A 15,048-nucleotide genomic window follows, 5' to 3' on the forward strand; every position below is an offset into this window, starting at 1 on the left:
CAAAGATTAAATAAGGAGCCTAGGGGAAACGAACCCCCGACCTCATCGCAGCCAGTGATGCGCACCTAATGATCCTCGCCACTCATGCCTTCTATCTCTACCTCATAGGGACCTTGCAAGACGAAAGCCGAGATCATCAATCTTAAACGTAGGGTGACTGCGGCGGCGGCACGTCGCTCCACAGCCCCTAGCCTCCTCCGCCCAGCTTCCACCGCGGAAAACTCTGTAGGAGCCGTATACTCGGACATCGTATAGATCCCAGCACCACTCCCACACATTTCCTAACATATCGTAGAGTCCCCACGAATTCGGCAGCTTTGTCCCTACCTCATGTACCATGCCCTCAGAGTTTTCATGATACCAAGCGATCGTATCAAGCTCGCCGTATCGATAGCCGGTGGTTCCTGCCTTGCACGCATACTGCCATTCCGCTTCTGTAGGAAGACGATAGCCGTCCGCTCCCCAGTTACAGACAATACGCTCACCATCATCGCTTACGGCGTAACATTCCTTTAGACCTGAGTGCTGAGATAGCAAATTACAAAAGGAGATCGCATCATTCCAAGAGACATCCACGACCGGAGCTTGAGGAAGGCCATTCGATCCAGCTGTCTTTTGCATGATCGAGAAGTATAACGCTCGCGTAACAGGAACCGGCGCAAGCCAAAAAGAATTCACCTCTACCGTCCACGCAGTCTTTATTCGATCGTCCCTTAATTGAATTTCACCTGCTGGAATTTGCACCATGGGATACTCAGCATGATTATGCCGTGCTTTAGACACCTATCTTCCTCCCGTTCCATCTGCTACTTCAACATGGTCAGCTTCTCAATCGCTTGTTGTTCCGTCGGCAAGAAAAAGATATCGTTTCCTCTGTTGCATTCATAGATGAAATCTTGAAGACTTTGGCTCGTATACACAGAGAAATTCCCCACAATGGCAATCTTCACGCGATAATTGACGAACTTCTGAAGGATTTCGCCTGCAAGGCGTGTTTTCAAATCGAAAAAACTATCGCTTATCATCGATTTGTTTATTACGATCCGATCGCTGCCTGTTTCATATTGTACGTTTGCTATAAGATCCAAGGCCGACTGCACATCCCCAATCAATATCTCACTGCTGCTCACGACGGCAATGTTTCTCCCGCCTGCTTCTAATTGCGCTATTTTCATAATCGCCCTCCTGTTCGCTTATACTCGTCATTGCCATTTCACATATTTCAACGACACCAGATGATTTAACCCATTTTTCTTGGCCATTTTTGCGGGAATAGGTTTCCGTTTGTATTCCTCAAATCCCAATTTTGTATATAGTCGAATTGCGGGAATATTCGTGTCGGCAACTTCTTCAATTAAATATTCTTTGTAAGATGTACTTTCAACTAAATAGCCTATAATCTGTGTAGCCGCACCTTGCCCTCTATATTCGAGTGCTGTTCCGACAAACTCGATCGAGCATTTTTCACGAAAAGGATTTTCCAAAAGCTTTTCAAATTCTCTCTTTAATATAAATCCGGCAAGGCTCCCCTTAAAAAAGCCCAAGTATTTTCTCAACTGTTTCTTATTGAGTCTTACCGACAGAGCTGTACCATCCGTACACGCAGCCATTCCTGCAACCTTATTGCCTGTTATGGCAACATAGAATTGATCCAAAACAAACATATGGGCAAAAGCTTTGGCGATTGTGTTTTTATCTTTGGAGAAAAAGCCAAGCCACTGAGTAAAGCCGTCTGCAAAAATTTCAGACATTTGCGACCTCACATCCAGTTCCGTTTTATCCGCTCTGATCACTGTAAACATGTATCATTCCCCTTCCTTATATAGGAAAGCTGTGAGGATAACTGGAGAAGGCATGACAAAGTTGTTTTGTAATATGACTTTCATCTCAGCCAACCCCTGAACCGCCGAAAAGAAAAATAGGGCCATTTCGAACGAATCTCCTGATCGGAATTCGCCTAGTTCCTGTCCCTTATTAATAAGCTTGACAGTGGCTTTTAGCAACCTGTCATTTTGCCGGGCGACTTTATTTTGATTCCAATCTGCTTCGCCTCTTGAAACAAATTGCTTCATAAGAATCAACAAATTTGCAAGTTCTTCACCTGACACCATGTCGTTGTAAACTTCATTGACAAACTGATTGATTAGCTCTTTGGGTGAGTCATCCGACTCGAAAAGCTCAACAATCTTGCCCATGCCTGCTAGCGCATACTCCACCAATTCAAGAAACAAATCCTCTTTTGTTTTGTAATGACGATACAAAAGCCCGATGCTGATTCCGGCTAGATCGGCAATTTCCTGAACATTGGCGGAACCGAATCCTTTCTTAACGAACAATTGCATAGCCGCTGATTGTATTTTCTCTCTTGTTTCTTTACGCATTGCTTCAAACTGTTCTTTGGTACGAGGCATAAATACAGTCCTTTTTTGAGTGAGGTTTTACTCATTATAAAATAAGTAAAACGTACAATCAATACCCTATGTGAAGCCTTTAACGGCGGATTTCCATTTCTTTTGCTTTTGTTAATATTCTCAGTAAGACATCCACCTCTTGATGCCAATTGATATCATCCTTCGAGATGTCCTGCAGCATGAGGCCCGTTATAACGGAGAAATATAGAAACAATAGACGATGGGGATCGCCTTCAGAAAATTCACCTAACTGCTGTCCCTTCTTGAGGATAGGAACAAGATGTTCGAACATATCATTCGACGAATATCGTTCCAAAAGTTGTTTGGCCTGTTCGGGTACCTCCTTCGATGCATTCGCATGCTGAAGCAGCAAAAAATATTCTTTATGGCTTTCATCCAGCATGATGAGGGTAAAGGCTCTAAATTGTTCCCGCGGCGACCCGGGTAGATGAACGACATTCCGAACCGCAGCATGCGCTTCTTCCAACGCTTCTTGAACCAGGATCGTGAATATCTCTTCTTTGGAGCTGAAATAGCGGTAAGACAGACCTTGGCTGATTCCGGCTTCGGCTGCGATCGCGCTCATCTTCGTTCCGTCAATTCCGTGTTTGGCAAACACTTTAAGGGCCGCTCTCTTTATTTGGTCTTTGCGCTCGTCGGTAGAGGATTCAATTGACTTCATGACTCGGTCCAATGTTTGTTCACTCTCTCTCTCAATGTTTTTGTTAAATCTACTGCCGGGTCTGCTCCTCGCTTATCGTCCATAAACGCTTTGCAGCATCTTCATTCTGAGCAGGCACTGACGGAATTGTACGCTGCATATCTCTGTAGTACCGCCCGTTAGAAACGTTCATTTCGTCGGAGTCCGCCAGCCATACCAGTGTTTCCGCCCCCTTCTCGGGGGTACGGGAGAACCGCTTCATCACCGCCATAGTCAGACGCGCTAACATTCCGTTGTCCTGGTTAAAATTGGTCGCTACCAAGCCGGGATCGTAGCAAGAAGCCTTGACTCCGGTTCCTTCCAATCTCCTGCCTAATTCAGCCGTAAACATGATGTTGGCGAGCTTAGTTTCCCCGTAGCGGCGAGTAGCTCCGCCAAACAGGCTTTGCGGAAAACTATAATGTCCCTTCGCGCTCAGATCGTCAAACCGGATCCCCTTCCCCGCCATCTTGTGACCGTGAGAAGCGGTCGTGATTACGCGGGCATGGCCGCTCTCTTTCAACCGGTCGAGAAGCAGGTTCGTAAACAGGAAGGGGGACAGATGATTAACCGCCCAGGTCATCTCCACACCGCCAGCAGTCATCTTCCGAGTCATATACATGGCTCCGGCGTTATTAATTAGAATGTCGATTTTAGGCCACTTCTCAAGAATGTCTGCCGCTGCTTGACGGACAGAAGGCAGAGAAGCCATATCCGCCAGAAACACGTCCACTACGGCATTCTCCCCCGCAATGGCTTTCAATTGGCTCTTCACTTCATTCGCTTTCTCCCGATTGCGTGCCACGATTCCCAAATTTGCGCCTCGTTTGGCGAGCTCCTTCGCGGCGGCGAACCCAATGCCGCTTGTTGCACCCGTAATGATGACGTTTTTCCCTCTGACTGTCGACTTCGAATGATTCAGCTCCATTATATAACAACTCCTCGCATAGAAGTGAATGAACCATTCATTCATTATTAATTAGATTATATTCCAGGTTCCAAATTTTGTATACCCCTTTTTTTTTGCGGGGAAATTGCCTCCCTGGACAAACGATCATTTTTTGCTAAATCCAGCCAGTGTATAAAAGATTCCGCCAACGATCCAGAATGGCTCCCAAAACAGAAGTCTCCATTTTATCGCATAAGCTTCCAAATCAAAATCCAATATGTTCATCGCGGCCAGGGATATGGTAATGATATTCCCCGCTCCATACAAAATCATAAAGATTCCAGCTGAAATACAAATAAACGATAACCATCTTCTTAATTTTGTATTCGCTCTGCTTCTAATCAAACCTAATAAAAGAAGCACCCCTCCTAATTTGACAACCCCTGTTGCCCAAACGATTGGAAGAAAGCCTTCGTCTCGCTCCAGCGCCATCCGATAGATTTGTCCGCCCAATGATTTAACCCCGATCATTCCGCCGGCAGCCCAGTAGAAACTCATGAATGCAAAAAGCAATGTCCATGTGATGCCTGCATAGATAAACCATTTTACATGCAGTTTCATATCATTGTTACCTCACTTATTTAGTTCGTATCATTTATTTTAATCAATGTTATGTAATCACCGTTCCCTGTATTATACTTCGAGACCGTAGATTATTATATCCATTATCTTCTTTGCCCTCATTCTTTTAAATAGACAAACGAACCGTTCATGTGGAATAATACGACCATCTAATTAGACGTTTATCTAATTTCAAAACATCCCCACTCAAAATATCGCGATTAACTGCGCCAGACGGAAATGCGAGGGAAAGGAAAGCCAACCTACATACAGAGGCGGTGGTTAGCGTCAAATCTATTGCTGCTTTTTTTTTGGCTATATTATTCGATATATATCTAATTAGATGACCTTCGAATGCGATAGGAGGCTGTTAGCATGAATTATTTCATCGTATTCAACCGCGAGAAACAATACGCCGGTTGTTTGGGGCAGGATTGATCAACGGTATGGGGGATCGATTCAGTCAAGTGGCTGTACTCGGTTTGCTGCTATCGGTAACCGGTTCCGGTTTGGCGGTAGGAATTACATTTGCCATTCGGCTGATTCCTTACCTGCTGTTCGGGTACCTTTTGACGGTGAACGGTCTTGAACAAGCGATGCTCGGGATCGTACTGATCGCGGGGTCGGTTACAGGCGGAGTAATTGCTGCCGCGGTAGGAGTACATGCCACCTTTATTTTGAACGCGCTATCGTTTCTGGTCTCCGCCCTGCTGCTTGCCCAGCTCACCGGTGATCGCCGATTAACCGCCGATGTACCCGAACAGGAGATGGGAAGTTCCCGCTCGGGAAGCATGAAAGAACTGCGATTGCTGATCTCGGAATCCGCGTTCATTCGGGCCATGCACCTTATCTTCGCCCTATGGCCCATTGGCAGCGGCATCTTTAATATTCTGATCAGCGTGTACGCCTTTGGGGTGTTTCACAGAGGTGAAATCGGCATAGGCGTATTGTACGGGGCTCTTGGATGGGGCTACTATTGGGTTCGGGATTGACCGGGAAGTTCTCGAATCGAATGGAAGCCGCCTGCATATTCGCATTTTTGCTGGATGGAATCTTGAACATATTCATTAGCCAAGCGGGCAATTTTGGAATGGCCGTTATTTTCATGACTCTCACCGCATGCTGCACGGCGATAGGGAATGACTGCAATCGGACGATGCTTATGAATGTCGTTCCCCACCGCTTTCAAGGGCGTTTTTTCGGCATGCTGGCAACGCTTCAAAATACGATCATGGGAGCCGCCATGTTTCTGTCCGGTATCAGTTTGGAAGTGCTATCGCCAAGAGCATTGGGTTTGGCGGGAGGAATACTATTGTCGGCTGCAGGAGCGGGTTTCGTGCTGGTCTATTACAAGAATAAACACATTAGAAACAGACAGTGAGCAGGCGAAGGAAGATCAGCAAACCGGACTCTCCTATTACCTTTCCGCAGCTGCACAATCCTTCTCGGCCAAGAATCAGTAAGGCAAATAGCCCCAGGGCATGGTTTTCTTGGTCCTGCGGGTTAACATGGAACTAGCCTGGAGCTTAGCATACTTATCGGACATGAGTTCCGTTATTTTTTGAATTTAGTTGTGTTTTCGGTGTGATGCGGACCTGTGAGCCCTTATTTGGGCTTGAGCTTCTTCAATAACGCCGTTTTGTTAGCAATAGAGGATCTGACGTCCGCAACCATCCCTGCAATGCCAAAATTCACAAAATAGCGGATCCTGTGTCCGTAAGCCCTTAGCTAGCGCTGAGAACGTGCCAGCCTAGGGGGATACAGCTCGCACATGCCCGCTTCTCCAGCAAGACATAATTCGACGGAAGCCGTTGTTGCAAGCGACACTAAACGACAATTTATCTGAAATCTAACGTTTCTTGACTAAGAAATTAGGTTTGTTAACTAGAAGACAGTCCATCTTCTTTTATACAATATATCTTGTAAGCGGTTACGAAAAAGGGGACTCATACAACAAAAGAAGGAGTTAATACGATGAGCGCAAAATCAGAGCAACTCAAAAAATCAAAGCGCTTTCAGTGGAGAAAGCAAGATATTGAGTTAACTCTCCTGGCCATACCAACAACCATTTGGTATATCCTATTCTGTTTCTTGCCCATGTTCGGTATTATTATCGCTTTTAAAAACTTTAAAATTAGCGGGGGCTTCCTTAGCAATGTGTTTAATAGCCCATGGGTCGGCTTTAAAAATTTTGAATTTTTATTCAAATCCAATGATGCCTGGATTATTATCCGCAATACAATCGGCTACAACATCATCTTTATTATTCTCGGCATTGTACTGCCCGTGATGTTCGCCATTATGATTGGACTCCTTCATAATCGCAAAGCAGGGAAAGTATACCAAACGATGATGTTTCTCCCTTACTTCCTGTCATGGGTCGTCGTCTCCGCGGTAGGCTGGGCATTCTTCAGCTTCGACAAAGGGATTCTTAATCAGTTTTTGGGCAACTTCGGAGTCGAATCAATAAACTGGTATATGGAACCGCAGTATTGGCCTTATATTCTTGTTCTCTTGAATATTTGGAAGAGTATTGGTTATGGCATGATTATTTATTTGGCAACCATTACAGGTATCGACAGTACCTACTACGAAGCTGCTGTAATTGATGGCGCTTCCATCTGGCAGCAAATCCGCTTCATTACGATCCCACTGCTTAAGCTTGTCATCGTCATGATGTTCATCCTATCCGTAGGACGCATATTCTACACCGACTTCGGACTATTTTATCAGGTCACTCGCGATTCAAACTCCTTGTTTGAGGTGGCCACAACGATTGACGTATTAGTATTCAAACAGTTGAAAACTGCTACAGTAGGAATGGCGTCTGCTGCTGCATTTGTCCAATCTGTACTTGGTTGTATTACAATTCTAACGGCCAATTGGATTGTCAAAAAAATTGACTCTGATAGTGCAATGATTTAGGGGGTGTGCGAATGGCAGCAAAAACCTATGAGTCCGGACTTGAGAAATTCAATCGAACGAGTACCGGCGTCAATATTTTAATTAACTTGATTTTCATTCTAGTCGCACTTGCCTGCGTCATCCCCGTGATTGTCGTATTATCCATATCACTGACGCATGAATCCTACATTCGAGAAACGGGCTATAGTATCCTCCCTCCGATTTTATCGCTGGAAGCATACGGTTTTATTGCCAAGCAAGGAACGATCATTTTACGTGCTCTGGGTGTATCCGTACTCGTAACAGCTGTTGGAACTGCAATAGGCGTTCTGCTAACGACCTCGATGGGCTATGTGATCTCGCGTCCAACTTATAGGCATAAAAATTTCCTGACCTGGATCGTTTTTATTCCGATGATTTTCAACGGCGGTCTCGTTTCCAGCTACTTTATTAACACCAATTTACTAGGATTAAAAGACAGCATTTGGGCACTTATTTTACCGCTTGCGGTCTCATCCTTTAATGTAATCATTTGCAAAACTTTTTTCAGAAGTACCATTCCTGATGGTCTGATTGAATCAGCCGAGATTGATGGAGCGAGTCAATTTCGAATCTTCTTCTCCATCATTCTGCCTATTTCATTACCGGTTCTTGCAACGATTGGATTATTCCTTTGCTTCAACTACTGGAATGACTGGTTCCAATCCATGCTGTATATCGATAACCCGAATCTGTACTCCTTACAGGCATTACTTAACAACCTAATGACCAATGCCGACGCGCTTGCCAGAAATGCTTCGACCATAGGTATTAGCGCCGCAGAACTTGTAGCAACCATGCCTAAGGAATCGGCTCGTATGGCCGTTGCGATTCTCATCGTCCTGCCCGTTGCTTGTGCTTATCCATTCTTCCAGAGATACTTTATTTCCGGACTTACGGTAGGCGCAGTGAAAGGCTGATTACGAAGTAAGCCAGATTCAGCCTGGTTTATGATATGCCATTGCACAGCTTGTGCAATGGCGCAAAACAAACATACTACTATAGGGGGAATTTAGGTGAAAAGATCTTTTAAGCTTTTATCCGCACTTTGCATTATCGCCTTAATGGCATCCGTCTTGGCCGCCTGCAGCGGTTCCAACAACTCCGGCTCGTCGACGAACGGCTCCGCGAACACGAACACGGATGCAAAAACAAACGGGGAAAAGCCGGCTGACAAAGAAGTGCCAACCTTGGTATGGTGGCTAATCGGGGGCACTCCGCTTCCAAAAAACTTTAGTCAAGCTATTGACAAGATGAATGAATATACCGCAGAAAAAATCGGCGTAAAAGTGGATATCAAAGTCGCTAGCTGGGGCGAATGGGATACCAAGATGAACACGATTGTCAACACAGGCGAACCTTTCGACATCATGTTCACGAATAACGGGAAATACAGCAAGCAGGTAGCTATGGGCGCTTTTGCCGACATTACCGATTTGATTCAAACTGAAGCTCCTGAATTGTACAGCTTAATTCCAGAACAAGTATGGAACGGTACTAAGATTAATGGTAAGTTCTATTCCGTTCCAACTTACAAAGACTCTTCCCTTTCGCAGTACTGGGTTTATGATGATAAGCTCGTACAGAAGTACAATATCGACTTCCAGAACATTAAGACGCTGCAAGACTTGGACAAACCGTTTATGGATATGAAAGCCGGCGAAGGCAAGAACTTCTATCCTTTAAATCTTACTCAAAACGAAGGCGTCAATGGCCTCTTCAACGACTACGACGATATGACATTAGGCTTCGCGCCAATTGGCGTGAAAACGGATGATCCGTCTCGCAAAGTTGTATCGGTATTCGAACAGCCGGATGTTATGGCCAATTTAAAAATGCTGCACAAATGGTATAAGGCCGGCATTATTAACCCGGATGCGCCAACTAAAGTCGAAGGCGAGAAATACAGACCGTTCTTTGCCGCACAAGCTTTCCCGGGTGCTGAAGTCGGTTGGCAGATCAATGCCAACGTAGAGAAATATGTGATGAACAAAACATTGGGACCTATCTACACGACAAGTACAATCCAAGGTTCCTTGAACGCGATCTCGGCGAATTCGAAATACAAAAAAGAAGCTCTGAAATACCTGCAATTGGTGAACACCGATTCAAAGCTGCGTAACATGCTTGCATTTGGCGAGCAGGACGTGGACTTCAAAAGCGTAGACGGCGATCGGGTTGTTGAGCGCGTTACGGATACATGGCCGTTGGCTGCCTACACGCAAGGTACATTCTTCAATATGGCCGTAACGAAAGGCGCGCCTGAAGATCAGTGGGAGCAAGTGAAGAAATTGAATGAAGAAGCTACCGCTTCGACGATTCTCGGCTTCGCCCTTGACGTTACCGATATCCAAACCGAAGTTGCAAACTGTACCGCTGTATTGGACAAATACAAATACGAATTGATTACAGGCGCCTCCGACCCTGAAAAGATTGTACCAAAAATGATTTCGGAAATGAAAAACGCAGGTATGGATACCATTATGCAAAAGGCACAAGAACAAATCGATAATTACTTCAAATAAGCCTCACGACACGAAAAGTATATGGTATAGTTTAATTACTATGCCATATACTTTTTGCATCCTATGGGCAAAATGGATTAGAGTAATCGATTTCGTCCATTGCTATACAATATTTACCACCTATTTGTGTTGAGGTGCCGAATGACGACTTTTTTGCGTATCATTATTTATCGGAATAAGTTTTGGGCCTATCTCATCTTCATTGTATTAATCGGATTTACGTTACATGTGCTGACGAGCGCAATCGTCATCAATCAATCGCTAGGCAACGCCCGCATCGAAGCGGCCAATGCTTTTTCCCGCATAGAGAACAATTTCCAAAACGATACGGATCGCATCGAAGCTTATATCCAGCGCATTTATTCCAATCAGGCTCTAATGAAGGATACGCAGTATTTTATGAGTCCTACCGTCGGCCAATATCTGACGAATCGGCTGTTGAACAACCCTTATTCCGAGCAGGAGCTTCTCTCCTTCCCGGAAGACGTAAAAACGTACCTGTATAACTGGGCACAGGGCGATATTACGCAAGTCAGCGTTCATTCCGAGCATAACGGCAATGTTATCCTATTTGATAATAAAGGCATCCCAAGCTATCAATTCGGCCTGTCCAACGAGGATGAAATCTTCCAGGAAAGCCTTCAAAAAGGTTTCGTCTACCGCAAGAAATTGTTTCAGCGCTCCGAGGGATCCGGCGAAATTCGCTTTCTGGTCAGCAGTGAGCGAATTTTCAGCAGTGTCAGCAATTATCAGCTCGATAAAGCAGCCGCCGTTAATGCATCTGGAGATATCTTTCTCATCGGTAACGGCAATATGAAGATTGTTCAGCGAGCCATTGCCAATAAGGATAGCCATGGATTAATATTTGACGACTCGCTGGCACCGATTTTCTACGATACTTTTTCATCATCGAAATTTAATTATAAGTTTGTAAGCACCATCGATCTGGGTACCTTGATACGTCAGCAAAGCTCCGTGCTATTCATGCTGTTCTTCGTTATCTTAACGGCTATTGTAAGCGTATTACTGCTCGTGGTTTATAATCTGCGGGACGATGCCCGTTTCCTGCACCGGATCATCCAGTCCATTAAACGAGTGAAAACCGCCGACTTTACCCCGAATAAGCCTGCACGCTATCGGCGTAATGAATACGGCATGATCGCGCGTGAAGTCGACGATATGATCCGCCAGCTTGACCGGCATATTCACAATGAATTTGTGCTCAAGCTGAAACAGCAGGAAGCTGAAATGAAAGCGCTGCAGCATCAGATCAATCCTCATTTTCTCTATAATACATTAGAGGTTATTCGGTCTACGGCGCTGGTGAATCAGGATGCGCATACGGCCGATGCCATTGCCACTTTAGGCGCGTTATATCGCGAGATTGTCCAGAAGGACAATATCATTACCATCGGAAGCGAACTGGAGCTGCTGCAAAAATACCTTAAAATTATGGAGTTTAAATACCCGGATCATTTCTATTATCAAATCGACGTTTCGGAATCCGTCATGGCGCTTCCTACCATAAAGTTTTGGATGCAAACGTTAGCGGAGAACTTCTTCGTTCACGGATTTTCAATCGAGAAAGAATTTAACCTCTTTATCGTTACGGGCTGGGAAGACCTTGATTTCTATAAATTGGAATTTATTGACAATGGAATTACCATCGAGGACGACCGGCTGGACGATATTCGCACGACCTTGTCGAGCAATTACGGCGCGAACACGAAGAGTATCGGCTTATATAACGTCTATAATCGGCTAAAGTATTATTATCAGGAAGGCCTCTCCATAAGCATCGATAACAATGACGAAGCCGGCGTTAAAATTTCGGTACAGATTTCAAAAGAGGTGATTCGAGATGTACAAGCTCCTGATCGTTGATGACGAGCCGCAAATTCTAGAAGGAATGAAGCGCATTCTGGATTGGAAAAGCTACGGGTTCGAACACATCGAAACCTGCAGTTCCGCAGACGCGGCGGTATCTAGAGCCATACAGCTATTGCCCGATATCGCCATCTTCGATGTATGCATCGGAAAAAACCGCGGATACGATGCGATTCAAAGACTCAATGAAGCCAATCTTCCGACCAAGTATATCATTATGAGCGGTTACAGCGATTTCCACTATGCCCAGCAAGCGATTCGCTGCGGAGTGAAGGATTATCTGCTAAAGCCCGTGGAACGCGAAAAGCTGCAGAAGGTCGTCGAGAATATCATCGTTAAGGAACTCCATGGGACAATAGGAAATCCGCATGCGGTTCCGCTCCAAATGGACCCCGTACTCGGCGTCCCCCATGATACGCTGTCCAAATTAGTGCGGCGCATTCTGCTCATGGTTACGACCGAATATGCCCAGAACATCACCCTGAAATCGGTCGCCGAACGTTTGCAAATGAACAGCACCTACCTCGGGCAACTATTTATCAAAGAAACCAAGATGAAGCTGTCCGAGTATTTGATGATTTATCGCATGCAGCGCGCAAAAGAGTTCATTTTATCGACCAATGAGAAGATCCAATGGATTGCCGGTGCGGTAGGATATAATAACCTCAACTATTTTTACACCCATTTTCAAAATTATTACGGGAAGTCACCCTCCGATTTACGCGAAAAAAGTTAACCTGTCGGGGAGATCGATGTCATGAATAAATATAGCCGCTCTATTGTCGGCCTTGTCCTGCTGCTCCTTATACAGCTTACCGGATGCACGAATCAGAATACGAACGTTCCCGATTCCCGCGACGATTCGCCTGTAAACCTCATTTATTATACGATAGGCGATCCGGATAAGGATCTTCAGCTTGTCAATAACAAGATCAATGAGCTTCTTCTGCGGAAAATTGGAATTACGATCACCTATATCAAGATCGGCTGGGAAGAGTACGAGAACCGCCTGAATACGATGATATCGTCGGACACCTCGTTTGATATCGCCTTTGCGCCTAACTTTATTACGAATGCCAAACGCGGCGCCTGGCTGAAGCTCAATGATTATTTAACGAATCAAGGTAAAGCGATGTATGATGCGATTAACCCCGTCTTCTGGGAAGGCGCGAAGCTTAACGACGGAAGCATATATGGCATTCCGACGAACAAGGAATTGGCCGTGCTTGAAAATTGGATCTATCCGGAAGCATTGATTAAGAAGTATAACATCGATATCTCCAAATACAACACGTTGGAGTCGCTGGAGCCTCTGCTGCGGATGATACAGAAGAATGAGCCGGATTACATTCCCATGGAGCTGAACAAGGACTCTCACAATTTCTTCGCTATGTACGGCTATGAATACATTACGAACAATAAAATACCTTTAGCAATCCAATCGCTGGATCCAACCGCATCCGTCGTCAATATTTTCGAAACCGCTGAAGCCAGGCAAATCTTAACAACGCTCCGGCGTTACTATCAGCTGGGCTTCATTAATCAAGATGCGGCATTGCGCGAACCGGGAGCGCTGCAGCTGGATTCGAAGGTATTCTGGAAATCCGCAAGCGGCGGACCGCTGTCCGAGAGCGTCTGGAGCAAAGATCTGGGCTATAAGATAGTCGCCCATCCCGTCACGCCCGAAGTCGCGACGAATGTGTCCGTGCTTGGCGGGATGATGGCGGTGAACGCAAACACGAAGCATCCGGAAGAATGCATCGCCTTTCTAAATTTATTGAATACCGATTCCGAATTGCGCAATCTATTCAACTACGGGATTGAAGGGATTCATTATGACTTGGATCACAACGGCCAGGTTGTTCTTATTGATGCGCAGGGGAATCGATTAAGGAATAAAGCTCCCAATTATGCGGGGGTTCAATTCACGCAAGGCAATTGGTTCATCTTAAATACGCTGGGCGGTGATTTTCCCGATCCTCTTGATAAATGGGAGCAATTCCGTACGTATAACGCCAAAGTCGTGAAATCGAAAGTACTCGGGTTTAACCCTGACCTGTCCATGATGAATGATGAATTCGAGAAAATCGAAAATGTATGGCATAAATACTATCCCCTGCTCATGACCGGCAGTGTCGATATCGACACCTTCCTGCCCAAATTTAATGATGAACTGCATAAAGCAGGACTGGAGAAAGTACGTGCAGAGGTGCAAAAACATCTTGATGCATGGCGCCAAGAGCGTGATAAATTGTAATGTATTCCAATTTACAGTATGCTAAACCATATGGGAGGAGAGGAATTTATGGTCAAACAACTGATCGTTGGCGACGCAACGCATGAACTTTCCACTACGCGCCGCATTCTGGAACGCTTGCCCGAGGAGCATATGTCGTGGAAGCCGCACGAGAAATCGATGACGCTCGGCGGGCTGGCCACGCACCTGATCAACCTGCTGAACTGGCAAATCGCGATTTTTCAGTATCCGGAGTTCGATCTTTCGACCGTGCCGCTGCGGAGGGAGCCTTTGGAAAAACGCGCTGACGTTCTGGAGGAGTTCGACGCGAACGTCGGCAAGTTTGAAAAGCTGCTCGCCGAATGTGACGAGAAAATCCTCGGCGAGGAATGGACGTTGCGCCACGGCAACCATATCATCCTCCGCGAGCCGCGGGCGATCGCGCTCCGCACCTTCGGATTAAGCCACATGGTCCACCACCGGGCGCAGCTCGGGGTATACTTGCGGCTTCTCGATATTCCGGTGCCGGGCATCTACGGTCCCTCAGCCGATGAGGAAGCCCAATGAACGAAGTTTCTCGATCCGATACGAGCCAAACAGTCGCAGGGCACCGGCATGACCGCCGGTACTCTGCGACTGTTTTTATTGTCGTCGAATAGACGCTCGCATTGATCAGACGCGCGGCGCCGCTTACGGGAGCCTAGGGGGATCAGCTCAATGCTTTGCTGTCCCATCAAGAGATGTATGAATCCTGATTAAGCCTTGACCGATATATTTCGATGAAGCAGATCGCTGCGGTAGATTCAGACGCTATTCTCCTCCGTTTGAAGATCATA

Annotated in this window: 16 protein-coding genes; 9 read left to right on the forward strand and 7 right to left on the reverse strand. The window is 45.8% G+C overall.

Annotation, left to right across the window (positions count from 1 at the left end):
• Nucleotides 1–102 precede the first annotated feature (102 nt).
• From L1F29_RS23905 to L1F29_RS23935, 7 genes are all read right to left on the reverse strand, one after another.
• Nucleotides 103–747, reverse strand: a complete 645-nt coding sequence (locus L1F29_RS23905; RefSeq protein ID WP_258389787.1) for a formylglycine-generating enzyme family protein — start codon at nt 745–747, stop codon at nt 103–105.
• 59 nt (nt 748–806) lie between these two features.
• The gene (locus L1F29_RS23910) at nt 807–1,175 is read right to left on the reverse strand and encodes a DUF4180 domain-containing protein (RefSeq protein WP_258384548.1); all 369 of its coding nucleotides are present in this window, start codon (nt 1,173–1,175) and stop codon (nt 807–809) included.
• A 27-nt stretch (nt 1,176–1,202) separates the two neighbouring features.
• Nucleotides 1,203–1,802 carry a GNAT family N-acetyltransferase gene (locus L1F29_RS23915; protein ID WP_258384549.1) on the reverse strand — a complete coding sequence of 200 codons (600 nt, stop codon included), beginning with the start codon at nt 1,800–1,802 and terminating at the stop codon, nt 1,203–1,205.
• A 3-nt stretch (nt 1,803–1,805) separates the two neighbouring features.
• Nucleotides 1,806–2,411: a TetR/AcrR family transcriptional regulator gene (locus L1F29_RS23920; protein ID WP_258384550.1), complete on the reverse strand. Its 606-nt coding sequence runs from the start codon at nt 2,409–2,411 to the stop codon at nt 1,806–1,808.
• Nucleotides 2,412–2,490: 79 nt separating this feature from the next.
• Complete coding sequence (locus L1F29_RS23925) at nt 2,491–3,093, reverse strand: TetR/AcrR family transcriptional regulator (protein ID WP_258384551.1); 603 nt, start codon at nt 3,091–3,093, stop codon at nt 2,491–2,493.
• Between the two features lie 49 nt (nt 3,094–3,142).
• Nucleotides 3,143–4,039 carry an SDR family oxidoreductase gene (locus L1F29_RS23930; RefSeq protein WP_373876429.1) on the reverse strand — a complete coding sequence of 299 codons (897 nt, stop codon included), beginning with the start codon at nt 4,037–4,039 and terminating at the stop codon, nt 3,143–3,145.
• 126 nt (nt 4,040–4,165) lie between these two features.
• Nucleotides 4,166–4,621 carry a DUF3995 domain-containing protein gene (locus tag L1F29_RS23935; RefSeq protein WP_258384552.1) on the reverse strand — a complete coding sequence of 152 codons (456 nt, stop codon included), beginning with the start codon at nt 4,619–4,621 and terminating at the stop codon, nt 4,166–4,168.
• Nucleotides 4,622–5,067: 446 nt separating this feature from the next.
• Between L1F29_RS23935 and L1F29_RS23940 the strand changes: the two genes are divergently transcribed.
• From L1F29_RS23940 to L1F29_RS23980, 9 genes are all read left to right on the forward strand, one after another.
• A complete protein-coding gene (locus L1F29_RS23940) occupies nt 5,068–5,613 on the forward strand; it encodes an MFS transporter (protein WP_258384553.1) in 546 nt (181 codons plus the stop codon).
• Nucleotides 5,586–6,002, forward strand: a complete 417-nt coding sequence (locus tag L1F29_RS23945; protein ID WP_258384554.1) for an MFS transporter — start codon at nt 5,586–5,588, stop codon at nt 6,000–6,002. The genes L1F29_RS23940 and L1F29_RS23945 overlap by 28 nt, the downstream gene beginning before the upstream one ends.
• 593 nt (nt 6,003–6,595) lie before the next feature.
• On the forward strand, nt 6,596–7,546 hold the full coding sequence (locus L1F29_RS23950) for an ABC transporter permease (protein WP_258384555.1): 951 nt from the start codon (nt 6,596–6,598) through the stop codon (nt 7,544–7,546).
• 11 nt (nt 7,547–7,557) lie between these two features.
• Nucleotides 7,558–8,484 (forward strand): carbohydrate ABC transporter permease, encoded by a 927-nt coding sequence (locus tag L1F29_RS23955; RefSeq protein ID WP_258384556.1) that lies wholly within the window; start codon nt 7,558–7,560, stop codon nt 8,482–8,484.
• A 96-nt stretch (nt 8,485–8,580) separates the two neighbouring features.
• Nucleotides 8,581–10,089 carry an ABC transporter substrate-binding protein gene (locus L1F29_RS23960; protein ID WP_258384557.1) on the forward strand — a complete coding sequence of 503 codons (1,509 nt, stop codon included), beginning with the start codon at nt 8,581–8,583 and terminating at the stop codon, nt 10,087–10,089.
• A gap of 141 nt (nt 10,090–10,230) precedes the next feature.
• Complete coding sequence (locus tag L1F29_RS23965) at nt 10,231–11,973, forward strand: sensor histidine kinase (protein ID WP_258384558.1); 1,743 nt, start codon at nt 10,231–10,233, stop codon at nt 11,971–11,973.
• Nucleotides 11,951–12,712 carry a response regulator transcription factor gene (locus L1F29_RS23970; RefSeq protein ID WP_258384559.1) on the forward strand — a complete coding sequence of 254 codons (762 nt, stop codon included), beginning with the start codon at nt 11,951–11,953 and terminating at the stop codon, nt 12,710–12,712. The genes L1F29_RS23965 and L1F29_RS23970 overlap by 23 nt, the downstream gene beginning before the upstream one ends.
• Before the next feature lie 21 nt (nt 12,713–12,733).
• Nucleotides 12,734–14,233, forward strand: a complete 1,500-nt coding sequence (locus tag L1F29_RS23975) for an ABC transporter substrate-binding protein (RefSeq protein WP_258384560.1) — start codon at nt 12,734–12,736, stop codon at nt 14,231–14,233.
• Nucleotides 14,234–14,281: 48 nt separating this feature from the next.
• Complete coding sequence (locus L1F29_RS23980; RefSeq protein ID WP_258384561.1) at nt 14,282–14,779, forward strand: DinB family protein; 498 nt, start codon at nt 14,282–14,284, stop codon at nt 14,777–14,779.
• Nucleotides 14,780–15,048 lie beyond the last annotated feature (269 nt).

It is taken from the genome of Paenibacillus spongiae, assembly GCF_024734895.1.
GTDB lineage: Bacteria > Bacillota > Bacilli > Paenibacillales > Paenibacillaceae > Paenibacillus_Z > Paenibacillus_Z spongiae.

Coding starts and splice junctions, on each gene's coding strand:
- L1F29_RS23905 (WP_258389787.1), bottom strand. CDS start 747: ATGGTGCAAATTCCAGCAGGTGAAATTCAATTAAGGGACGATCGAATA.
- L1F29_RS23910 (WP_258384548.1), bottom strand. CDS start 1,175: ATGAAAATAGCGCAATTAGAAGCAGGCGGGAGAAACATTGCCGTCGTG.
- L1F29_RS23915 (WP_258384549.1), bottom strand. CDS start 1,802: ATGTTTACAGTGATCAGAGCGGATAAAACGGAACTGGATGTGAGGTCG.
- L1F29_RS23920 (WP_258384550.1), bottom strand. CDS start 2,411: ATGCCTCGTACCAAAGAACAGTTTGAAGCAATGCGTAAAGAAACAAGA.
- L1F29_RS23925 (WP_258384551.1), bottom strand. CDS start 3,093: ATGAAGTCAATTGAATCCTCTACCGACGAGCGCAAAGACCAAATAAAG.
- L1F29_RS23930 (WP_373876429.1), bottom strand. CDS start 4,039: ATGGAGCTGAATCATTCGAAGTCGACAGTCAGAGGGAAAAACGTCATC.
- L1F29_RS23935 (WP_258384552.1), bottom strand. CDS start 4,621: ATGAAACTGCATGTAAAATGGTTTATCTATGCAGGCATCACATGGACA.
- L1F29_RS23940 (WP_258384553.1), top strand. CDS start 5,068: ATGGGGGATCGATTCAGTCAAGTGGCTGTACTCGGTTTGCTGCTATCG.
- L1F29_RS23945 (WP_258384554.1), top strand. CDS start 5,586: ATGGGGCTACTATTGGGTTCGGGATTGACCGGGAAGTTCTCGAATCGA.
- L1F29_RS23950 (WP_258384555.1), top strand. CDS start 6,596: ATGAGCGCAAAATCAGAGCAACTCAAAAAATCAAAGCGCTTTCAGTGG.
- L1F29_RS23955 (WP_258384556.1), top strand. CDS start 7,558: ATGGCAGCAAAAACCTATGAGTCCGGACTTGAGAAATTCAATCGAACG.
- L1F29_RS23965 (WP_258384558.1), top strand. CDS start 10,231: ATGACGACTTTTTTGCGTATCATTATTTATCGGAATAAGTTTTGGGCC.
- L1F29_RS23970 (WP_258384559.1), top strand. CDS start 11,951: ATGTACAAGCTCCTGATCGTTGATGACGAGCCGCAAATTCTAGAAGGA.
- L1F29_RS23975 (WP_258384560.1), top strand. CDS start 12,734: ATGAATAAATATAGCCGCTCTATTGTCGGCCTTGTCCTGCTGCTCCTT.
- L1F29_RS23980 (WP_258384561.1), top strand. CDS start 14,282: ATGGTCAAACAACTGATCGTTGGCGACGCAACGCATGAACTTTCCACT.